Source organism: Ancylobacter novellus DSM 506 (genome assembly GCF_000092925.1).
Taxonomy (GTDB): Bacteria; Pseudomonadota; Alphaproteobacteria; order Rhizobiales; family Xanthobacteraceae; genus Ancylobacter; species Ancylobacter novellus.
On record NC_014217.1, the window covers coordinates 1902765 to 1924375 of the forward strand.

18 protein-coding genes are annotated in these 21611 nt (G+C 69.2%); 3 read left to right on the forward strand and 15 right to left on the reverse strand.

Annotated features, from left to right (window positions below; translation table 11 throughout):
- Window positions 1–67 precede the first annotated feature (67 nt).
- The gene (gene lexA / locus SNOV_RS09120; RefSeq protein WP_013166630.1) at window positions 68–766 is read left to right on the forward strand and encodes a transcriptional repressor LexA; all 699 of its coding nucleotides are present in this window, start codon (window positions 68–70) and stop codon (window positions 764–766) included.
- Here the strand turns inward: lexA and SNOV_RS09125 are convergent.
- Window positions 760–3141, reverse strand: coding sequence for a ComEC/Rec2 family competence protein (locus tag SNOV_RS09125; protein WP_013166631.1), 2382 nt, complete (start codon window positions 3139–3141; stop codon window positions 760–762). The genes lexA and SNOV_RS09125 overlap by 7 nt on opposite strands.
- A 157-nt stretch (window positions 3142–3298) precedes the next feature.
- Here SNOV_RS09125 and gltX point away from each other — a divergent pair, with 157 nt between their 5' ends.
- Both gltX and gltA read left to right on the forward strand, forming a co-directional pair.
- A complete protein-coding gene (gene gltX, locus SNOV_RS09130; protein WP_013166632.1) occupies window positions 3299–4735 on the forward strand; it encodes a glutamate--tRNA ligase in 1437 nt (478 codons plus the stop codon).
- A 237-nt stretch (window positions 4736–4972) separates the two neighbouring features.
- Complete coding sequence (gltA, locus tag SNOV_RS09135; protein WP_013166633.1) at window positions 4973–6283, forward strand: citrate synthase; 1311 nt, start codon at window positions 4973–4975, stop codon at window positions 6281–6283.
- A gap of 493 nt (window positions 6284–6776) precedes the next feature.
- On the opposite strand, the gene lpxB is transcribed toward gltA, so the two are convergent.
- The 14 genes from lpxB to SNOV_RS09205 form a co-directional block, all read right to left on the reverse strand.
- The gene (gene lpxB, locus SNOV_RS09140; RefSeq protein WP_013166634.1) at window positions 6777–7967 is read right to left on the reverse strand and encodes a lipid-A-disaccharide synthase; all 1191 of its coding nucleotides are present in this window, start codon (window positions 7965–7967) and stop codon (window positions 6777–6779) included.
- Window positions 7964–8857: an LpxI family protein gene (locus tag SNOV_RS09145; RefSeq protein WP_013166635.1), complete on the reverse strand. Its 894-nt coding sequence runs from the start codon at window positions 8855–8857 to the stop codon at window positions 7964–7966. The genes lpxB and SNOV_RS09145 overlap by 4 nt, the downstream gene beginning before the upstream one ends.
- Window positions 8832–9659: an acyl-ACP--UDP-N-acetylglucosamine O-acyltransferase gene (gene lpxA / locus SNOV_RS09150; protein ID WP_013166636.1), complete on the reverse strand. Its 828-nt coding sequence runs from the start codon at window positions 9657–9659 to the stop codon at window positions 8832–8834. The genes SNOV_RS09145 and lpxA overlap by 26 nt, the downstream gene beginning before the upstream one ends.
- Entirely contained in the window at window positions 9656–10156 is a 501-nt protein-coding gene (gene fabZ / locus SNOV_RS09155) for a 3-hydroxyacyl-ACP dehydratase FabZ (RefSeq protein ID WP_013166637.1), read from the reverse strand. The genes lpxA and fabZ overlap by 4 nt, the downstream gene beginning before the upstream one ends.
- Before the next feature lie 4 nt (window positions 10157–10160).
- Window positions 10161–11225 (reverse strand): UDP-3-O-(3-hydroxymyristoyl)glucosamine N-acyltransferase, encoded by a 1065-nt coding sequence (lpxD, locus tag SNOV_RS09160; protein ID WP_013166638.1) that lies wholly within the window; start codon window positions 11223–11225, stop codon window positions 10161–10163.
- 88 nt (window positions 11226–11313) lie between these two features.
- Window positions 11314–13782 carry an outer membrane protein assembly factor BamA gene (gene bamA, locus SNOV_RS09165; protein WP_013166639.1) on the reverse strand — a complete coding sequence of 823 codons (2469 nt, stop codon included), beginning with the start codon at window positions 13780–13782 and terminating at the stop codon, window positions 11314–11316.
- Between the two features lie 188 nt (window positions 13783–13970).
- Window positions 13971–15116, reverse strand: coding sequence for an RIP metalloprotease RseP (gene rseP / locus SNOV_RS09170; protein ID WP_013166640.1), 1146 nt, complete (start codon window positions 15114–15116; stop codon window positions 13971–13973).
- 146 nt (window positions 15117–15262) lie between these two features.
- Window positions 15263–16084, reverse strand: coding sequence for a phosphatidate cytidylyltransferase (locus SNOV_RS09175; RefSeq protein WP_013166641.1), 822 nt, complete (start codon window positions 16082–16084; stop codon window positions 15263–15265).
- 3 nt (window positions 16085–16087) lie between these two features.
- Window positions 16088–16855, reverse strand: a complete 768-nt coding sequence (locus tag SNOV_RS09180; RefSeq protein WP_013166642.1) for an isoprenyl transferase — start codon at window positions 16853–16855, stop codon at window positions 16088–16090.
- 46 nt (window positions 16856–16901) lie between these two features.
- On the reverse strand, window positions 16902–17465 hold the full coding sequence (gene frr / locus SNOV_RS09185) for a ribosome recycling factor (protein ID WP_013166643.1): 564 nt from the start codon (window positions 17463–17465) through the stop codon (window positions 16902–16904).
- A gap of 147 nt (window positions 17466–17612) precedes the next feature.
- Window positions 17613–18347: a UMP kinase gene (gene pyrH / locus SNOV_RS09190; RefSeq protein ID WP_013166644.1), complete on the reverse strand. Its 735-nt coding sequence runs from the start codon at window positions 18345–18347 to the stop codon at window positions 17613–17615.
- Window positions 18348–18493: 146 nt separating this feature from the next.
- Window positions 18494–19417 (reverse strand): translation elongation factor Ts, encoded by a 924-nt coding sequence (gene tsf, locus SNOV_RS09195; protein ID WP_013166645.1) that lies wholly within the window; start codon window positions 19415–19417, stop codon window positions 18494–18496.
- A gap of 123 nt (window positions 19418–19540) precedes the next feature.
- Entirely contained in the window at window positions 19541–20542 is a 1002-nt protein-coding gene (locus SNOV_RS09200) for a 30S ribosomal protein S2 (RefSeq protein ID WP_013166646.1), read from the reverse strand.
- Between the two features lie 191 nt (window positions 20543–20733).
- Window positions 20734–21579 (reverse strand): sulfotransferase family protein, encoded by an 846-nt coding sequence (locus SNOV_RS09205; protein WP_013166647.1) that lies wholly within the window; start codon window positions 21577–21579, stop codon window positions 20734–20736.
- Window positions 21580–21611 lie beyond the last annotated feature (32 nt).

A 21611-nucleotide genomic window follows, 5' to 3' on the forward strand; every position in this document is an offset into this window, starting at 1 on the left:
AAGAACGTATAGTCTTTGTTCGCGATTTGTTTCATTCCGGCGACGCCGGCCAGACGGGATTCTCAGGATGCTCACCCGCAAACAGCATGAGCTGCTCCTGTTCATCAACGAGCGTCTGCAGAAGGACGGCGTGCCGCCTTCCTTCGAGGAGATGAAGGAGGCGCTCGACCTCAGGTCGAAGTCCGGCATCCACCGGCTGATCACGGCGCTGGAGGAGCGCGGCTTCATCCGCCGCCTGCCGAACCGGGCGCGGGCGCTGGAGGTGATCCGCCTCCCCGAGGACGCGCAGCCGCCCAAGCCTGCCGCTCGCCCCTTCGCCCCCAACGTCATCGAGGGCAATCTCGGCCGCGTGCGCCCCTCCGAAGACAGCGAGGATGTGCGCCGCTCGGTGCCGATCCCTGTCATGGGCCGCATCGCCGCCGGCACGCCGATCTCGGCCATCCAGTCGCGCGACCACACCATCAGCATGCCGCCGGAAATGCTGGCTGGCGGCGAGCATTTCGCGCTGGAAGTGCGCGGCGATTCCATGGTCGAGGCCGGTATCCTCGACGGCGACCTGGCGCTGATCCGCAAGACTGATTCCGCCAACACCGGCGAGATCGTGGTGGCGCTGATCGACGACGAGGAAGCCACTCTCAAGCGCCTGCGCCGCAAGGGCGCCTCGGTGGCGCTGGAGGCGGCGAACCCGGCCTATGAGACCCGCATCTTCGGCCCCGACCGCGTGCGCATCCAGGGCAAGCTGGTCGGCCTGTTCCGGCGCTACTGAGGAGCGTTCGCCGGCCGCTCCGAGGCACTTTCGCCAACCATGTCGTCGAGCGGATCGCGCGACCTTGCCGTTGCGCGCGCGACGGCCGGTTTGCCGGCTTGAGCCGCGCCGGTGATGGGCTGCAGTCTCGCGGCAGCATTGGTCGTCGCAACTCGCGGCGGGGCAGCCTGCCAGGGCCGGCCGCCATAGGGCGCGTTGGCCGAGACGAGCCGCAGTTCGCCCTCCTCCGTCCGATAGCCGGCCACCCCGCCGCCCGCCTTGCGCGGATCGAGATGGATGACCGTCGCCGCGCATTCGGAAGGCGCCGTGAAGGGCGTCACCAGCACGCGGGCAAGGCGGCAATCGTCCTCCAGCGAATCCGGATGCCGCGACAGGGCAACGAGCGCGCCGCCGACGAGCGGCAGTGTGCAGCCGAGCGGATCGCAGGCAGCCGCCTGTATCAGCTCTTTCGAGCCGGCGCGCGCGCGGTCGCCGTCGGCGCTCAGCCACTGCTCCACCGCGAAGCGGTCGGCAAGACCGCTCGTGCGGTCACCCATGACGGCGAGCGCGCCGTCCGGCCCACGCACGGCGACGGTGCGCGCTTCGCCATCGACGAATAGGTCGGGCCGCGGCTCGCGCGCGGCGATCCACAGCGCGAGGATGGCAAGCACCGGAGCCAGCAGGATCAGCCGCGTGCGGGAGAGGCAGAGCGCCATCAAGGCGAGGCTGAGCAGCACGAGGCTCGCCATCGGCATGGCGGATACGCCGCGATCCGCTCCAGGGATACGTGCGACGAAATCGGCGATGTCGCGCATCAGGTCGATGCCCCAGCCCATCAGCCGCCAGGCCCGATCGTCCCAGCCGAACGGCATCAGCACCGCGCCGACCAGGCCCGCGGGCATGACGATGAAGGAGACGGCCGGCATGGCGGCGAGGTTGGCGATCAGGCTCAGCGGCGCCAGCCGTTGGAAATGGAACGCCGCATAGGGCGCGGTGGCGAGACCGGCGGCGAGCGAAGCCAGCACCAGCGCCGCGACATAGCGGGCCGGCCGACGCAGCCAGACGGCGTCCTCCGCCGTGCCCGGCGGCGTGGTCACGAAATGGCCGTACCGCTCATAGGCGGCGATGAGCGCCAGCGTGGCGGCGAAGGACATCTGCGCGCCGGGATCGAGCACCGCCCAAGGGGTGAGCGCCAGCACCGCAAGCGCCGCCACCGCCAGCGTGCGCAAGGTGAGCGCCGGACGGCCGAGCACGATGCCGGCGAGCACGATCAGCGTCATCACATAGGCGCGCTGGGTGGCCAGTTCGGCGCCGGAGAGCAGCAGATAGAACGTCGCCGACAGCGCCGCCGGCACCGCCGCCCAGGCCTTGATCGGATAGCGCAGCGCGAGATCGGGAAACAGCGCCAGCAGGGCCCGAGCTAGGAAGAACACGGTGGTCGCAACCAGTGCCATGTGCAGGCCGGAAATGGAGAGGATGTGCGACAAGCCGGCGACGCGCATGCTCTCCTCGATCGGCTCCGCCACCGCGTCGCGCAGCCCGGTGACCAGCGCCACCGCCACCCCGCCCTCCTCGCCCGGCAAGGCGGCGCGGATGCGCGCGGCGATAGCGTGCCGCGTGCCGTCGAGCCAGGTCGTCAACGCCAGACCGGCCGGCGCGATCACAGGCGCCGGAACGATTTGCGGGCGGCCGAGCGCATAGCCGGTGGCGCCGATGCCGTCGAACCAGACCGCGCGGCCGAAATCGAAGCCGCCGGGATAGGCCGGCCCCGGCGGCGGCCCGAGGCTGGCGCGCAGCCGCACATGGCTGCCGACCGCCGGCGGATCACGCCCCGCCAGCGTCACGCGCACGCGCCGCGGCGCATCGACCAGCGGGCGCGGAAAGGTGGTGACCAAAACGGTGACACGGCTGCCGCGCGGGCGGTGCTCGGTGGCCTCGACGAAGCCGGTGATCTCGGCCGCATTGAGCTGCTCGCCGAGCACCGGATGCGCCATGCGCTGCACCTGCAGGCTCGCCAGCGCGAAGCCGGCGGTGATGGCGGCGAGCAGCGCGAAGAGATGGAAGGCGAAGGGTTTTTCCCGCGCCCACACGGCGATGCCGATCAACACCGCCGCCGGCAGCAAGGCGACATAGGGCAATGGCTCGTGCGGCGCGCCGAAATAGAGCCCCGCGCCGGCGGAGACGCCGATCGGCAGGAACAGGAAGCCGCGCCGGTCGTCCAGCTCGCGCGCCAGCGCCGCGGCGAGACGTCCTGCCAGCGCGCCGAGCGAGGGCAGCGGCCAGCCCTGCCCGGCCGCGCGGCGCGCGCCGCCGAGGGCGAGCGCCGCCGCCCGCGCCCGGGCACGCGGGAGCGCCTCCTCCGGCCGCGACTTTGACGGCTCCTCGCCCCCCTGCACGTCGTCCCCCGACGCCCTGCCCCATCCACGCCGCCATCGCCCGGCAAAAGCAGGCGACGGCGCGGCTTTCGCGGTGTTGCGCACCTATGGTACACGCACCGTCCGCGCCCGCCACGCTTTGACGCCGCAGCCCTTCGCGGCGCGAGACGGAAGAGAAATGTCCGAGACCGTCGTCACCCGCTTCGCCCCCTCGCCCACCGGCTTCCTGCACATCGGCGGGGCGCGCACCGCGCTGTTCAACTGGCTCTACGCCCGCGCCAAGGGCGGGAAAATGCTGCTGCGCATCGAGGACACCGACCGCCAGCGTTCCACGCCGGAGGCGATCGACGCCATCATCGACGGGCTGAAATGGCTCGGCATCGACTGGTCGGGCGACGTCATCTACCAGTTCGCCCGCGCCGCGCGTCACCGCGAGGCGGTGGAGCAGATGATCGCGGCCGGACGCGCCTATCCCTGCTACGCCACGGCGGCGGAGCTGGAGGAAATGCGCGAGACCGCCCGCAAGGAGGGCCGCCCGCCGCGCTATGACGGGCGCTGGCGCGACCGCGATGCCGCCGACTACCCGACCGACCGCAAGCCTGCGATCCGCCTGAGGGCGCCCATCGAGGGCGAGACCATCATCGACGACCTCGTGCAGGGCCGTGTCGTATTCCAGAACAAGGAACTCGACGATCTCGTGCTGCTGCGCTCGGACGGTACGCCGACCTACATGCTCTCCGTGGTGGTCGACGACCACGACATGAGCGTCACCCACATCATCCGCGGCGACGACCACCTCACCAATGCCGCGCGCCAGACGCAGATCTACCATGCGCTGGGCTGGGAGGTACCGCGCATGGCGCACATCCCGCTCATCCACGGGCCGGACGGCGCCAAGCTCTCCAAGCGCCACGGCGCGCTCGGCGTCGACGCCTACCGGGCCATGGGCTACCTGCCGGCGGCGCTGCGCAACTACCTCGTCCGCCTCGGCTGGAGCCATGGCGACCAGGAGATCTTCTCCACCGAGGAGATGAGCACCCTGTTCGACCTCGACAGGGTCGGCCGCTCCGCCGCCCGCTTCGACTTCGCCAAGCTGGAGAGCATCAACGGCCTCTATATGCGGGCGACGCCCGACGGGGAGCTGCTGGCGGCGATCGACCAGCTTCTGCCGCATATCCCGAACGGCGCCGAGATCGCGGCCGCACTGACCCCGGAGCGCCGCGCGCAGCTGCTCGCGGCCATGCCGGGGCTGAAGGAGCGCGCGAAGACACTCGTCGAACTTATTGACAGTGCTTCATATATCTGGAAATCGCGCCCCTTCGACATGGAGGACAAGGCGCAGGCCCTGCTCACCGACGAGGCGCGCGCGCTGCTCGCCGCCGCCGCCGAGAAGCTCATCTCGGTGCCGGACTGGAACGCCGCCGAGACCGAGGCCGCGGTGCGCGCCGTGGCGGAGGAGAAGGGCGTGAAGCTCGGCGCCATCGCCCAGCCGCTGCGCGCGGCGATGACCGGCCGCACCACCTCGCCGGGCATCTTCGATGTGCTGGCGGTGCTGGGGCGTGAGGAATCGCTCGCCCGCATCGCCGACCAGACGGGCATGCCGGCACGGGCGTGAACCGCCCGTCTAGCATGATGCGGCTGCGAATGTGAAATCGATTCATTGGTCGATTTCGGCCGCATCGCGATACCGTCTTCGCTGCGCTTGCGAGCAAGGAGCGAAACCGCTACGACTTTCTTATCGGGCAGCAACCGAGACATTCCCCCGTCTCCGGCGCATATTGCCGCAAGGCTCGGCGCAGCACCCGCAACACGCGCTCCGATCACTCGGTTCCACAAATTCGGGAGACCCCGCATGGACGCCAGCGAAGGCACTTCGGCGAAATCAGCAACTCTGACCATCGGTAACGAGAGCTGGGATCTTCCGATCCTCAAGGGCACCATCGGGCCGGACGTCATCGATATCGGCAAGCTCTACGGCCAGACCGGCCGGTTCACCTACGACCCCGGCTTCACCTCGACCGCTGCCTGCGAGAGCGAGATCACCTACATCGACGGCGACGAGGGCGTGCTGCTCTATCGCGGCTACCCGATCGACCAGCTGGCGGAGAGCGGCGACTTCCTGGAGACCTGCTACCTGCTGCTCTATGGCGAGCTGCCGACCGCCGAACAGAAGGCGGATTTCGACTACCGCGTCACGCGCCACACCATGGTGCATGAGCAGATGAGCCGCTTCTTCCATGGCTTCCGCCGCGATGCCCACCCGATGGCGGTGATGGTCGCCTCGGTCGGCGCGCTGTCGGCCTTCTATCACGACAGCACCGACATCTCGGATCCGCAGCAGCGGATGATCGCCTCGATCCGCATGATCGCGAAGATGCCGACGCTGGCGGCCATGGCCTACAAGTACAATATCGGCCAGCCCTTCGTGTACCCGAAGAACGACCTCGACTACACGTCGAACTTCCTGCGCATGTGCTTCTCGGTACCGTGCGAGGAATACAAGGCCAACCCGATCCTTTCGCGCGCCATCGACCGCATCTTCATCCTGCACGCCGACCACGAGCAGAACGCCTCGACCTCGACGGTGCGCCTCGCCGGCTCCTCCGGCGCCAATCCCTTCGCCTGTATCGCCGCGGGCATCGCCTGCCTGTGGGGGCCCGCGCATGGCGGCGCCAACGAGGCCGCGCTGAAGATGCTCGGCGAGATCGGCCGGCCGGAGCGCATTCCGGAATTCATCAACCGCGCCAAGGACAAGAACGATCCGTTCCGCCTGATGGGCTTCGGCCACCGGGTCTACAAGAACTACGACCCGCGCGCCAAGATCATGCAGCACACCACGCACGAGGTGCTGAAGGAGCTCGGTATCAAGGACGATCCGCTGCTCGACATCGCCCTGGAGCTGGAGCGCATCGCGCTGCAGGACGAGTATTTCATCGAGCGCAAGCTCTACCCGAACATCGACTTCTATTCGGGCATCACGCTGCGCGCGCTCGGCTTCCCGGTCTCCATGTTCACCGTGCTGTTCGCCCTCGCCCGCACCGTGGGCTGGATCGGCCAGTGGAAGGAAATGATCGAGGACCCCGGCCAGCGCATCGGCCGTCCGCGCCAGCTCTACACCGGCGCCGTCCGCCGCGACTACGTGCCGATCGCCCGCCGCAAGTGAGCGGCCTGGCGGCTAGCGCCGCCTGATCGGGTTGAATGTGAAAGCCCCGCCTTCCGGGATCGGAGGGCGGGGCTTTCCTTTTGCGGATGAACCTCATCCTGAGAGGCTGAGGCACGCTTCTATTTGGCTCGACGATCCCATCCGCACGCCCTCATGGCCGGGCTTGATCCGGCCACCCCGTGACCGGGCGCACCCGGTCCTCTGGATCCCCGGGTCAAGCCCGGGGATGAGGGAAAGAGGCTTCCTCAATCCGAGGCGATCCACGACGAACCTCATCCTGAGGTGCCGGCCAAAGGCCGGCCTCGAAGGATGCTCGTCCGGGTGCGCTTGAGCGACCATCCTTCGAGGCTCGCTCCGCTCGCACCTCAGGATGAGGTCGTTTCCCGGGATCAGGCCTTCAGGCCCCGCCCCTTTCCCTCGTCCCCGAGTCAAGCCCGGGGATGACGACCTATAGTTGAAAAGGGTCGGTTGGCAGCCAGTATCGGCCGGGCCCTCACGCCTGCCCGCGCTTCTCCGCCAGCGTCTCCAGCACGGCACGGGCGGCGCGGCGGCTGGGCGGGTCGTCGCCCACCCCCATCACCTGATCGAGCCGGGCGAAGGCGGCAAGCTGCGCCTCGCGTTCCTCGCCACCGTCGAGCAGCCGGGCGAGCCGCGACGCCATGGCCGGCGGGTCGATGTACCATTGCAGATATTCCGGCACCGCCGATTCCCCGAGGATGAGGTTCGGCAGGATCGCCGTCTTCACCCGGATGATGTAGGGCGCGATGCGGCCTTCCAGCCACGGCACGCGGTAGGCGGCGACGGTGGGGATGCCGGCAAGCGCCAGCTCCAGCGTCACCGTGCCGGAGGCGGCTAGCGCGGCGCGGGCGACGCGGAAGGCAGCGAGCTTCTCCGCCTCCTCGACCACGATGCGCGGCTTCACCGGCCAGGTCGCGACCATCGCCTCGACCTGCGCCAGCCGGCGCGGCAGGGTCGGCAGCACCAGCTCGACTTCCGGCACATGGGTGCGCAGCAGGCCCAGCACCTCGCCGAAGGTGGCGCCGAGGCGGGCCAGCTCGGCGCGCCGGCTGCCGGGCAGCACCAAGAGCACCGGCGGCTTGGCTCCGCGGCGGCCGGCCTCCTGGGCGTTCGGGCGCAGCCGATCCAGCTCATTGAACAGCGGATGGCCGACATAGGTCGTCGGCGGGCCGCCGAGTTCGTGCATCGCTTCGGGCTCGAAGGGCAGCAGCGCCAGCACGCGGTCGAAATCCGGCGCCATGGTCTTCGCCCGGCCGGGCCGCCAGACCCAGACGGTCGGGGCGACATATTTGACGATCGGCAGGTCGCGCAGCCGGGCGCGCACCTTGTGCGCGACGCGATGGGTGAAGTCGGGCGCGTCGACCATGACGAGGATGTCGGGCGGATGGGCGATGATCGCCTGCGCCGCCTCGCGCATGCGCTTGAGGATGCGCGGCAGGCCGCCGATCACCTGGGCGAAGCCCATGGCGGTGATATCTTCCATCGGGAAGAGGCTCTGGAGCCCCTGCGCCTGCATGCGCGCGCCGCCGACGCCGCGGAAGCGCACCCCGGCGGGATGTAGCGCCGTGAGCTCGGCCATCAGCCCCTCGGCAAGGGCGTCGCCCGATTCCTCGCCGGCGATGATGAAGACGTCGAGCGGTTTGTCGGCCTCGTTTTCCGCCGTCATGGCGCCGGCGCCTCGTCCTGCCCGAAGGCGTAGATGAACAGGCCGGCGCGGTCGGCGGCGCGCACCAGCGCGGCGACATCGGTGACGATGACGCCGCCGGCTTCCACCGCGATGCCGGCGAGGCCGGCGCGGGCGGCGCCCTCCACCGTGCGCGTGCCGAGCGAGGGCAGGTCGAGCCGGCGGTCCTGCCCCTCCTTCGGCCGCTTCACCAGCACGCCGCAGCGGGCGGGCGCCTTGATGCGGCCATTGCCGCGCAGTTCGGCGACGCGCGCCAGCATGAGGTCGGTCCCCTCCGCCGCTTCCAGCGCCACGACGTGGCGGTTCATCACCACCAGCCCCTGGCCGATGTCGAGCGGGCCGGTGACGCCGAGCGCATGGCGGCCGACGGCGACGTCGTCCATCTCCTCCGCGCTCGGCGCGACGCCGCCGAGCTGCCCGGCGGGGATAAGGATTTCCGGGGCGACCTCATGCGCACCGACGAGGCGGAAGCCGGACTCCTCGAACAGCCGCCCGAGGCTGGTGAGCAGATGGTCGTCGCCCCCGCGCAGCATGCGGAGCACGCGCGGCAGCAGCGTGAGCGTCGTCCAGTCCAGGCGTATGTCGCGGATGCGCGGGCGCAGCGCCGTGCCGATGAACACCACCTCGGTGCAACCGTGACGGCGCATCTCGCGCTTCAACAGGCCGAAGCGGCCGATGGGGATCCACACATGCGGCCAGCTCTCGACCGCCATGTCGGCGAAGCCGCGCACCGGGAACAGCACCACCTCGCGGCCGGCGCGGCGCGCCGCCTCGGCCACCGCCAGAGGGAAGGCGCCGCCGCCGCAGATGATGGCGAGCCGGCCCCGCGCCGGCGCCGCGCCCGCCTCAGGCGGCTTCGGGCTCGGCGACATGGTCGGCCGCGTCGACGGGAACGGTCAGGCGGCGCTTGCCGGCGCTGCGGACGAACTCGATCAGGTGCATGACGTTGGCATCGTCCGCGAAGCGCGCGGCCACGCGGTCGGTGCGCTCGCCGAGCGTGCCCGCGCTGTAGAACAGCTCGCGATAGGCGGCGCGCAGCGCATGGATCTGCGGCCGCGAGAAGCCGCGGCGCTTCAGCCCGATGATGTTCAGCCCGCCGAGTCCCGGCCGGCCTTCGACCATGGCGCCGAAGGGGATGAGGTCGTGGCGCACGCCGCACATGCCGCCGATGATGCAGCCATCGCCGATGCGCACGAACTGGTGCACCGCCGAGAGCCCGCCGATGAACACGTTCTCGCCCACGGTGACGTGACCGGCGAGCGTGGCGTTGTTGGCGAACACCGCGCGGGCGCCGACGACGCAGTCATGGGCGATATGGCTGCCGACCATGAACATGCCGCCCTCGCCGACCACCGTCTCCATGTGGCCGCCGGCGGTGCCGATGTTCATCGTCACATGCTCGCGGATGATGCAGTCGCGGCCGATGGCGAGCCGGCTCGGCTCGCCCTTGTAGTGGTAGGACTGCGGCGGGAAGCCGAGCGAGGCGAAGGGATAGACCACGCTGTTCGCGCCGATGGTGGTGTGACCCGCCACGGCGACGTGCGAGATCAGCTTCACCCCGGCTTCGAGCACGACATGCGGCCCGACCGTGCAGAAGGCGCCGATCTCGACCCCCTCGCCCAGCGTCGCACCATCCTCGATGCGTGCCGTCGGATCGATGCGGGCGGCGCTCACTTGCGATCCCCCTGCCCGATCATCGCGCCGACCTCGGCTTCGGCGACGAGCTGGCCGTCGACCTTGGCCTCGCCGCGGAACCACCACATGTTCCGCCGCTTGGAGATCTGCGTCATGTGGTATTCGAGCACGTCGCCCGGTACCACCGGCCTGCGGAACTTCGCCTTGTCGATGGTCATGAAATAGACGATCGACGGCGGGCCGTCGTCCGGCCGACCCAGCAGGCAGATGGTGCCGGCGGTCTGCGCCATGCCTTCGAGGATGAGCACGCCGGGCATCACCGGATTGTTGGGGAAATGGCCCTGGAAATGCGGCTCGTTGGCCGAGACGTTCTTTATGCCGACCGCCCGCTTGTCGCCCTCGATGCCGACGATCTTGTCGACCATCAGGAAGGGGTAGCGGTGCGGCAGCGCCTCCAGGATGCGGTGGATGTCGGCGGTGCCGAGCGCGGCGGTCCCGCCGGCGGCCTCGTTCTTCTCTTCGGCCTGCACGTCCATGTCCCTATCGTTCCTCTTGCCGGCCGCCCGCCGGCCGTTCGCCGCGCGCCAGCCGCTGCACCGCCATCACTTCGCGGAACCATTCGCGCATGGGCTTGGCGGGCGAGCCGCCCCACTCCACGCCGGGCGGCACGTCGTCCTTCACATTGCTGGTGGCGGCGATGCGCGCCCCGTCGCCGATATGCACATGGCCGATCACGCCCACCTGCCCGCCCAGCATGACGAAATCGCCCAGCGTCGCGCTGCCGGCGATGCCGGTCTGCGAGACAACGATGCAGTGGCGGCCGATGACCACGTTGTGCGCGATCTGCACCAGATTGTCGATCTTGGTGCCCTCGCCGATCACCGTGTCGCGCAGGCCGCCGCGGTCGATCGTCGTGCCGGCGCCGATCTCCACGTCGTCCTGCAGGATGACGCGGCCGATCTGCGGCACCTTGGCGTGGCCCCGGGCACCGCCGAGATAGCCGAACCCGTCCTGGCCGATGCGCGCGCCGGGATGCACGATCACCCGGTCGCCGAGCAGCGCATGCAGCAGGCTCGCCCCCGCGCCGATGGAGCAGGCGCGCCCGATGCGCACCCCCGGACCGATGACAGCGCCGGAGGCGACGATGGTGCCGGCACCGATCTCCGCGCCGGGGCCGACCACCGCGCCGGGATCGACCGTCACCTCGGCTTCGAGCCGCGCCTGCGGATGCACCATGGCCCCGGCGGCGACGCCGGGCTGGCCGAACACGGCGCCGGGACGCAGGCTCGCCTCATGGAAACGGCGGGCGACGGTGACGAAGGCGGCATAGGGCCGGGCGACGACGAGCACCGCGGTGCCCTCCGGCACATGCGCAGCGAAGCGCTCGCTGACGAGGCAGGCGCCGGCATGGGTACGGCGCAGGTCGCCGACATGGCGCGCTCCGTCCATGTAAGCGAGGTCGGACGGCCCCGCCTCCTCCAGCGAGGCGACATTGGCGATGGTCCAGGCCGGATCGACGCCCTCGCCCGGCGAGCCGCCTATGAGAGCGCAGATCTCGCCGATCGTCAGGGGCGCCGGCGCCGGATGGAAGAAGGGATCGCTCATCGTCTCGTACGGCTGCCGCCTCATCCTCTAAACGAAGGGGCGGCCCGGATGACCGGACCGCCCCCTCACGCCCGAGTATAGCAGTCTATCAGAAGCGCGTGCCGCCGCTGAAGCGGAACTCCTGGACCTGGTCGTAGTATTCCTTCGTGAGCGCCCAGGCGTAGTCGAAGCGCAGCGGGCCGAAGGGCGAGCTCCAGATCAGGCTGACGCCGACCGAGGAGCGGATCAGGTCGCTGTCGGCGACGCAGACATTGGCGAGGCCCTTGGTCGACGAACCCGGTATGGCACTGCAGTTCACGAGATTGCCTGGGTCGTTCCAACCCGCGATGTTCGGGAAGATGGTGTCGCCCTGGTAATCCCACAGCGAACCAGCGTCGGCGAACACGGCCGCCTTCAGGCCGAAGTCCTTCGGCAGGAAGGACAGCGGGAACTGCACCTCGGCAGTGGTGCCCCAGTAGAGCGTGCCGCCGAGCGCGTCCGGCTCCTCGCCCAGCAGCGGGTTGCCCGAGGCAAGGTCGCGCGGACCGATGCCGTTCGGGGCGAAGCCGCGGACGAGGTCGGGACCCTTGAAGAAGTTGTCGAGGATGCGCAGGTTCTCGCCGCCCCAGGAGGTGACGTTACCGGCCTGGCCGCGCAGCATGAGGACGAAGTCGCCGACGACAGGCATGTACCAGCGGGCATCGAAGGTCGAGCGGATGAAGTTCACGTCGCCGCCCAGACCCGCGAGGTCCTGCTTCAGCTCGACCAGGTAGCCGTTCGTCGGATCCTTGTTGTTGTCGAGCATGTTATAGCTCAGCGTGTAACCGACGGCCGAGGTGATGGCCGACACGCCGTTGACCTCGAGGATCGCCCAGGAGATGTCGCCCCAATAGGCGTTACAGGTCGCCACGCTCCAGGTGTACGGGCACTCCTGGTCGACCGTGATCTCCTTCTGCGACAGCGTGTAGCGCAGGCCGAGGGTCAGCTCGTCGGTCAGCGGCAGGGCGACGCGCAGCGTGCCGCCGGCCGTCTCCGTGTCATACGGGCTGTAGTCGGTCGCGCTGGTCTCCTTCCAGAACAGGTCGAAGCCCGCCGCGACGCGGTAGTCGAGGAAATACGGTTCGGTGAAGCTGAAATCGACGCCCTGCACGTTCTCGCCGAGCTGGCCGGCAAGGCGCACATACTGGCCGCGGCCGAGGAAGTTCTTCTCGGAGACCGCGACTTCGCCGATGAAGCCGTCGGCGGTCGAATAGCCGCCGGAGACCGAGAACTCGCCCGTCGGCTGGTCCTCGACCGTCACGACGAGGACGATGCGGTCCGGCGCCGTGCCCGGCTCGTTGGTGATCTTCACCGTCTTGAAGTAGCCGAGATTGTTCAGCCGACGCTCGGCGCGATCGACCAGCACGCGGTTATAGGCGTCGCCCTCGGCGAGATCGAACTCGCGGCGGATGACCCAGTCGCGGGTGCGGGTGTTGCCGCGGATGTCGATGCGCTCGATGTAGACGCGCGGGCCTTCCTCGACCGCGAACACCAGCGAGATGGTGCGGGCCTCGACATTGCGGTCACCGCGCGGGCGGACCTGGGCGAAGGCGTAGCCGCTCTTCGACACCTCGATGGTCGCGTTCTCGACCGACTTCTCGACCAGCTCGGCGTTGTAGACCTGGCCCGGCGCGACGCGCAGCGCGGAGCGCAGCCGGTTGACGTCCACGTCCTTGATGCCCGAGGCGACCTCCACGGTACCGACGCGGTACTGCGGGCCTTCCTCGAAGGTGTAGGTGAGGATGAAGCCGCCGCTCTTGCGGTCGAGATCAGCCGTCACCGAGATGATGCGGAAGTCGGCATAGCCGTGCTTCAGATAGAAGCGACGCAGCAGCTCCTGGTCGGTGTTGATGCGGTCGACGTCATAGATGTCGGTGTTCTTCAGCCAGGAGAGCCAGTTCGACTCGGTCGTGGTGATCTCGTCCTTCAGCTTGTAGGCCGAGAACGCCTTGTTGCCGACGAAACGGATCTCGGAGATGCCGAGCTTGTCGCCCTCGGTGATCTCGAACACGAGGTCCACGCGGCCCTGGCCGCGGTCGATGGTCTTCGGCGTGACGCGCACGTCGTAGCGGCCGGCGCGGTGATAGACCTCGATGATGCGCTGCGTGTCGGCCTGCACCGTGGTCTTGGACAGCGGGCTGCGCGCCTTGGACTGCACCTCGACGGAGAGCTGCTCGTCCTTGACCTTCTTGTTGCCCTCGAAGGCAACGCGGTTGATCACCTCGTTCTCGGCCACTCGCACGACCAGCCGGCCGCCGCGATTGCTGATGGTGACGTCGGAGAACAGGCCGGTGGCGTAGAGCGCCTTCAGGCCCTCGTCGATCTTGGCGGGGGTGAGCGATTCGCCCGGACCGGTCTGGAAATAGGAGCGGATGGTGTCGGCGTCGACGCGGCGGTTGCCCTCGACGATGATGGAGCTCGCCGACTGCGCCATGGCGCTTGTCGGCACGGCGACTGATCCAGCAACGCTCGCGACGGCCATCAGCGCGACAATACCAACTACCGAGGCCAACTTACGCACGAACCGGATACGAGCCATTTGGTGCTCAACCTTACCGTTGTTTCGAAACCGGCCGGACGACGCACCTATAGGCACGCACCGGCGGCGATCTCCACCCTGCACCCCGTTTGATACAGACTTTTGCCAAGCCTGCAAACCGAACGGGCTGTCATACACGCCTTTTCCGGCCGGCGTGGCACCTCGGCAACGCCGGCCGGAAATCCGGCTCAAGATTTTGATATGCTAAGGATATCGTTCCAGGTCGCAAACAGCATCAGCATCAAAACCAGCGCCAAACCGATGCGGAATCCGACCTCCTGCGCCCGCTCGCTGAGCGGACGTCCGCGCAGCGCTTCGATGGCGTAGAAAAGCAGGTGCCCACCATCGAGGAGAGGTACCGGAAATAGGTTAAGAAGTCCGATCGACACCGACAGCACCGCGGCAAGCTGCAGCAGGGCGGCGATACCGAAGGTGGCGACCTGCCCGGAGACCTGGGCGATGCGGATCGGACCGCCGAGCTGGTCGGCGGATTCCCGCCCCGTCACCACCCCTCCGAGATAGCTGAAGGTGCGGTCGACGATGAACCACACCTCGCGCCCGGCCATGGTCACCGCCTCGACCGGGCCGAATCGCTCGGTCTTCACCTGGCCGCCGGCGGTGTTGCGGGAGATGCCGAGCACGCCGATGCGGTGGACGTTGCCGAAGCTGTCGGTGATCTCGCGCCGGTCTGGCGTCGCGTCGAGCGTCACCTGCTGGCCGCCGCGCTCGACCACGATGCTGAGCTTCTGGTCGGCGCTCGCACTGACGACGCGCCGCATGTCGCCGAAGGAATCGATCTTCTCGCCGTCGATCGACAGGATCACATCGTTGGGCAGGAAGCCCGCCCGCTCGGCGGCGCTGCCGGCCTGCACGGAATCGACCTGCGGCGTCGTCACCTGCCGGCCGACCGTCATGAACAGCCCGGCGAAGATGACGATCGCCAGGATGAAATTGGCGATGGGGCCGGCGGCGACGATGGCGGCGCGGGCGCCGACCGGCTTGTGGAAGAAGCTGCCGCGCCGGTCCTCCTCACTCATCGTGTCGAGCGCGCCGCGGTCGGGGGTGCTGGCGGCGCTCTCGTCGCCGAGGAACTTCACATAGCCGCCGAGCGGGATCGCCGAGAGCTTCCAGCGCGTGCCGTGGCGATCGTTGAAGCCGACGATCTCCGGGCCGAAGCCGACGGAGAAGGCCACCACCTTCACCCCGGCGCGGCGCGCCACCCAGAAATGGCCGAGCTCGTGGAAGAAGACGACGATCGTCAGCACGAACAGGAACGGCACGACGTAGCCGAGAAGCCAGCTCGCATTGCCGCCCATCGAGGCGAGAAGTTCCATCGGAAGGTTCCTAGAGGGGCGCGCCGGGAGGCGCGACCCGTGATGCATAGGGTGGCTTTACGGCGAACTTGGGCAGAGCGAAGGCGAATCCGCAAGATGACACAAGGACAGGGGGAGATTCGGTCGCAGCCCGGCCTCCCCTCGTCTCACCACATCAGCAGGCCGCGTGCGAGGGCGGAGGGATCGCGCAGAAGCCCGATCAGCAGCGCCAGCGCCGCCGCGGCGATGAAGCCGTCGAGCCGGTCCATCAGCCCGCCATGGCCGGGGATGAGCGTGCTCGAATCCTTCACGCCGAAGCGCCGCTTCATCGCCGATTCGAACAGGTCGCCGCCCTGGCTGGCGATGCTGACCAGCACCGCCACCGGCGCCGCCAGCAGCGGCGCGTGCACGCCGGCGACGTGCAGCGTCGCCATGCCGCCGAGCATGGCGAAGAGGGTGCCGCCGATGGAGCCCGACCACGTCTTGTTGGGGCTGACGCGCGGCCACAGCTTCGGCCCGCCGATCAGCCGGCCGCAGAAATAGGCGGCGATGTCTGTCGACCACACCACGGCCAACAGCCAGATGAGGCTGATCAGCCCCAGGCTGCCTTCTTGGCGCAGGACCACCGGCGGCAGCGCCAGCGCCCCGGCATAGAGCACGCCGAATGGCGCCCAGATGCGCCTCTGCCGCCCGCCGCGCGCCACCAGTGCCGAAGCGATGCCGCCCAGCACGATGATCGCCATGGCGACGGGAATCGGACGCACGGCGAGCACCAGCATCGCCGCGACGATCGCGACCCCGCCGACCGTGAGCAGGGCGGTGCGCGGCACCGCCGCGACCATGCGCACCCATTCCCACAGGACGATCACCGCCGCGCATGTGACGAGGAGGGTGAAGGGCCAGCCGCCCCAGCAGGCGGCAATCACCGCCAGGGGCGCGAGAACCAGCGCCGAGCCGAGGCGCGGCAGGAAATCCGCCCCGATACGCAAGTGTCAGCGCCCGTTCGCGTCGACGCCGCCGAAGCGGCGTTCCCGCCGCCCGTACTCCGCCAGGGCCCGCTCCAGCCAGGCGCGGTCGAAATCCGGCCAGAACACCGGTAGGAACACCAGCTCGGCATAGGCGGCTTGCCAGAGCAGGAAATTCGACAGCCGCTGCTCGCCACTGGTGCGGATGACGAGGTCGAGCGGCGGCAGTCCCGCCGTGTCGAGCGCCTCGTCGAAGCGTTCGGGCGTGATGTCCTCCGGCCGCAGCGTGCCGGCCGCGACCTGCCGGGCGAAGCTCTGGGCCGCGCGGGCGATCTCGTTGCGCGAGCCGTAGTTGAAGGCGACGGTGAGCGTGACGCCGGTATTGGCGCGGGTGAGCGTCTCGGCCTCGTCGAGCAGGCCCTGCACCTCGGGATCGGTCGGGTGGCCTTCGCCGATGATGCGCAGGCGCACATTATTGGCGTGCAGCTCCTTGAGGTCGGAGCGGATGAAGCGCTTGAGCAGCCCCATGAGCTGCCCGATCTCCTCCTCGGGGCGCGACCAGTTCTCGCTGGAGAAGCTGTAGATGGTCAGCGCCTCGATGCCGAGTTCGCGGGCGGCGGTGACGGTGCGTCGCACCGCCTCGGCGCCGCGCCGGTGGCCTTCGAAGCGGGGCAGGCCGTGGCTGGTGGCCCAGCGGCCATTGCCGTCCATGATGATCGCGACGTGCCGCGGCCGCACGGCGTCGGCTGCCGCCGCGTCCCGCGCTTCCGTCTCGATGACGGTGCCCGAAGGCACCCCGAGCCTCGCAATGTTCACGGAGCCCCCCTTCGGCGCCCGGGCGCTAGACCGCCAGAATTTCCTTTTCCTTCGTGGACAGGGTCTGGTCGATCTCGGTGATGGACTGGTCCGTCGCCTTCTGCACCTGATCAGCGAGGCGGTCCAGATCGTCGGAGCTCATCTCCCCGTCCTTCTCGGCCTTCTTCAGCGCATCGAGCCCGTCGCGGCGGACATGGCGCACGGAGACGCGCGCCGCCTCGGCATATTTATGCGCGACCTTGACCAATTCCTGACGGCGATCCTGCGTGAGCTCGGGAATGCGCACGCGCAGCACCTGGCCCTCGGTCTGCGGGTTGAGGCCGAGATTGGATTCGCGGATCGCCTTCTCCACCGCCGCGACCATGCCGCGGTCCCATACCTGCACCGACAGCAGGCGCGGCTCCGGCACGTTCACCGAGGCGACCTGGTTGAGCGGCATGTGGCTGCCATAGGCGTCGACCTGGATCGGCTCGAGCAGGCTCGCCGAGGCGCGGCCGGTGCGAAGGCCGGACAGTTCCTGCTTGAGAACCGCAATGGCGCCCTGCATGCGGCGCTTCAAATCGGCAATGTCGATCGGCAGAGTGCTCATAACGGACCTCGTTCACTTTTCTGTCCGGCGCGTGGCCGGCCGTCGCCGCCCGGTTGGCGGCTATATCCAACCTAAAGACACGCAAGGCAAGCGTTTCGCACGCCTTGAGGCGCGCAGGCGTCACGCACGTTCACGCAGGGACAGCGCCTAGGGCGCCACGGTCGTTCCCCGTCCCTCGCCGCGGATCGCCGCGGCGATCGCCCCGGGATCGCGGATGGAAAACACGATGATCGGGAGCTTCGCCTCGCGCGCCAGCGCGAAGGCGGCGGCGTCCATCACCTTGAGATCCTTGGCCAGCGCCTCGTCATGCGTCAGGCGCTCATAGCGCCGCGCCGTCGGGTCGAGCTTGGGATCGGCGGTGTAGACGCCGTCGACATTGGTCGCTTTCATCACCGCGTCGCAGTCGAGCTCGGCGGCGCGCAGCACGGCGCCGGTGTCGGTGGTGAAGTAGGGGTTGCCGGTGCCGCCGGCGAGCAGCACCACCCGCCCGCGCGACAGGTGCCGCGCCGCCGTCTGGCGCGCATAGGGCTCGCAGATGGTCGGCATGGGAATGGCGGAGAGCGTGCGCGCCGGGCTGCCGGCCTGCTCGACTGCCTTCTCCAGCGCCAGCGCGTTCATCACCGTCGCCAGCATGCCCATGTGATCGGCGGTGGCGCGGTCGAGCCCCTGCCCGGCCACGCTCGCCCCGCGCAGGATGTTGCCGCCGCCGACCACCACCGCGACCTCGGCGCCCGTGTGTCGGGCCTCGACAAGATCCTGGGCGATGCGCTCGATGGTCGGCCAGTGCAGGCCGAACGCTTCGCTCCCCATCAACGCCTCGCCGGACACCTTCACCAATACGCGCCCGAAGGCGAGTTCGTTGCGGTCCGACGGGATCGACATGGGGCACCTCGAGCTTGGCGCATCCGGCTCAGCGCGAGGCACGAGGTGCTTGGGAGCCCTGATGCGATTCGCGCGCGGCGCGCACAGTAAAACACGCCGGACAGCCCTTGGGCGGCCCGGCGTGACTTATCAACGCAAGAACAGACTCAGACGCCCGCCGCAGCGGCGACTTCGGCGGCGAAGTCGCTCTCCTGCTTCTCGACGCCCTCGCCGAGGCCGAAGCGCACGAAGGCGACGACCTTGACCGGCGCGCCGACCTTGCCCTCGCTCTCCTTCACCGCCTGGGCGACGGTCTTGGAGGGCTCGTGGATGAAGGCCTGCTCGAGCAGCGTGACTTCCTTGTAGAAGGTCTTCAGGCCGCTCTCGACGATCTTCTCGACGACGTTGTCCGGCTTGCCGGAGGCCTTGGCCTTCTCGGCCAGAACGGCGCGCTCGCGGGCAATCGTCTCGGCGTCGATGCCGGCGGCATCGAGCGCCTGCGGGTTGGCGGCGGCGACGTGCATGGCGATCTGGCGGCCGAGCGCGGCGAGCTCGTCCTGCTTGCCGGTCGATTCGAGCGCGACCAGCACGCCGATCTTGCCGAGGCCTTCGCCAACCGAACCGTGCACATAGGAGCCGACGACGCCGGCCGAGACGGACAGCTTCTTCGAGCGGCGCAGGTTCATGTGCTCGCCGATGGTGGCGACCGCGCTGTTGATGGCGTCGGCGACGGTGCCGCCGGCCGGATAGGCCGCGGTCTTGACCGCCTCGACGTCGTCGGCCGCGCCCAGGGCGACGGTGGCGATGTCGCGCACCAGTTGCTGGAACTGGTCGTTGCGGGCGACGAAGTCGGTCTCGGAGTTCACCTCGACCACGACGCCCTCATTGCCGGCGACGGCGAGGCCGATGAGACCCTCGGCGGCGACGCGGCCGGCCTTCTTGGCGGCCTTGGCGAGGCCCTTCTTGCGCAGCCAGTCGATGGCGGCCTCGATGTCGCCGTCGACCTCGGTCAGCGCGGCCTTGCAGTCCATCATGCCGGCGCCGGTCTTCTCGCGCAGCTCCTTCACCATGCCCGCGGTGATGTTGGCCATGTTCGGTTCCTCAACGATCCTGTGTCATTCGACGACACGGCCGGCCGGAGGGAATCCGGGCCGGCCGTGCGATGCAATGTCTGGCGCCCTCATGTGACGCCGTCGCGAAGCTGGCGCCCGAGGTCACTCGACCTCGGCGGTCAGCTCCTTGGCCTGCGCGATCCAGCCGTCGACGCGGCCCGGCAGGCCGACTTCCTCGCCGAGGTGATGCGCGTCATCGGCGCTCAGGCCGGCGATCTGCGAGAAGTGGAAGAAGCCGAGGTCGGTCAGCTTCTTCTCGATCTCCGGCGACACGCCGGTGAGCTTCTTCAGGTCGTCGGCGATGCCGCGCGGACCGGAGAGCGGCTCGAAGCTGGTCCAGCCGGAGGTCTCGGCCGGCAGTTCCTCGACCAGCGGGGCCTCGGCGGCGCCGACGTCGATGCCGAGATCGCCCTGAGCGCGGCCGATGCCGTCGATGGCGGCGCGGGCGACGAGGTCGCAATAGAGGTTGATCGCGCGGCCGGCGTCGTCATTGCCCGGCACCGGGAAGGCGATGCCGTCCGGATCGGAGTTGGTGTCGAGGATGGCCGCGACCGGGATGCCGAGGCGGCGGGCCTCGGCGACCGCGAGGTCTTCCTTGTTGGTGTCGATCACGAAGAGCAGGTCGGGAATGCCGCCCATGTCGCGGATGCCGCCCAGAGCGCGATCGAGCTTCTCCTTCTCGCGCTGGAGCGTCAGGCGCTCCTTCTTGGTGTAGCCGACACCCTCGCCGGCGTTGAGCAGCTCTTCGAGCTTCTTCAGGCGGGCGATGGAGTGCGAGATGGTCTTCCAGTTGGTCAGCATGCCGCCGAGCCAGCGGGAATTGACGTAGTACTGCGCCGAGCGCTTGGCCGCATCGGCCACGGCATCGGCCGCCTGACGCTTGGTGCCGACGAACAGCACGCGGCCGCCGCGGGCCACGGTGTCGGACACCGCCTGCAGCGCGCGATGCAGCGCCGGCACGGTCTGGGCCAGGTCGATGATGTGGATGTTGTTGCGGGTGCCGAAGATGAACGGCGCCATCTTCGGGTTCCAGCGGTGGGACTGGTGGCCGAAGTGCACGCCAGCTTCCAGGAGCTGGCGCATGGAGTAATCAGGGAGTGCCATTGTCGTGTCTCGTCCGGTTAGGCCTCCGCGGACATGGCCGCGCCGATGGATTTCGGCGAACGGCACCGGAGCGACCGATTGGGGCCGTCGTGAAGCCACGACAAAGCAACCCCGGCCGCGAGTCCGCGTGTGGAATGGCGCGGCTTATAAGCGAGCGGGACCCTGGTGGCAAGCCCGATGGAGCGGACAGGTCAGCCGACCGCCAGGCTCAGCTCGGCGAGCCCCGTCACCACGGCGGAGGGGGTGGCCGAGGGCCGGTCCGACAGCCGCGCCAACTCGCGGTAGAGGCGTCCGGCCGCGGCGGCGCGGTTCAGGCCGCCGCCCGGCATGGCGAGCTCGTGGTGGCGCAGCTCGGGCGAGAGGAAGGCGTCGATCTCCGCCTCGGTCTCCCGCGTCGGGTCCGGCCAGTCGCCGCCCATATGGCGCTTCATGCGGCCGGTCGTCTCCCGCCAGTCGTCGAGCAGCGCCTCATAGGCCACCACGGCGCGGGCCATGCCGCGGGTGTCGTGCTCGGCGTCGAGCGTGTAGCGCAGCCAGAGGCCGAGCGCCTTGCGCAGCGGCATGGAATTGCGCGCCGCCAGCGAGCGCGCCACCTCCAGCGGATTGCGCAGGGTGAGCACCGCCGCGACGTCGTATCCGGCCTCGCCGAGCGCCTGCGCATAGAGTGGCACCAGCCGGCTGATGCGCGGGTCCTTCAGGACGATGGTCGACGCGCCGCCGAACTCGCTCTCCAGCGTGTCGTGCAGCTTGCGCCACAGGCCCTTCGCCCGCACGACCTCCGCCGGCGGCACCTTCATGCGCTGGCGCGAGAACCACACCTGCCCGCAGGCGGCGAGGATCTCGTCGTTCAGGTCGACAATGGGCTTGGATTCCCAGTGGCCGCGTTCATTGCCGGCACTGGCGTCAAGCAGCGTCTGCGGCGCGGCGGCGCCCAGCAGGTTGATGGTCCGCGTCAGCGCCGAGGTGCCGCTGCGGTGCATCCCCAGGACGAGGATGGCGCGCTTCGAGGCGCCCTGCCCGCCGTTCCCACCTGCCATCAGCCACGCCGCTCCCGAACCCTTCCAGAGGG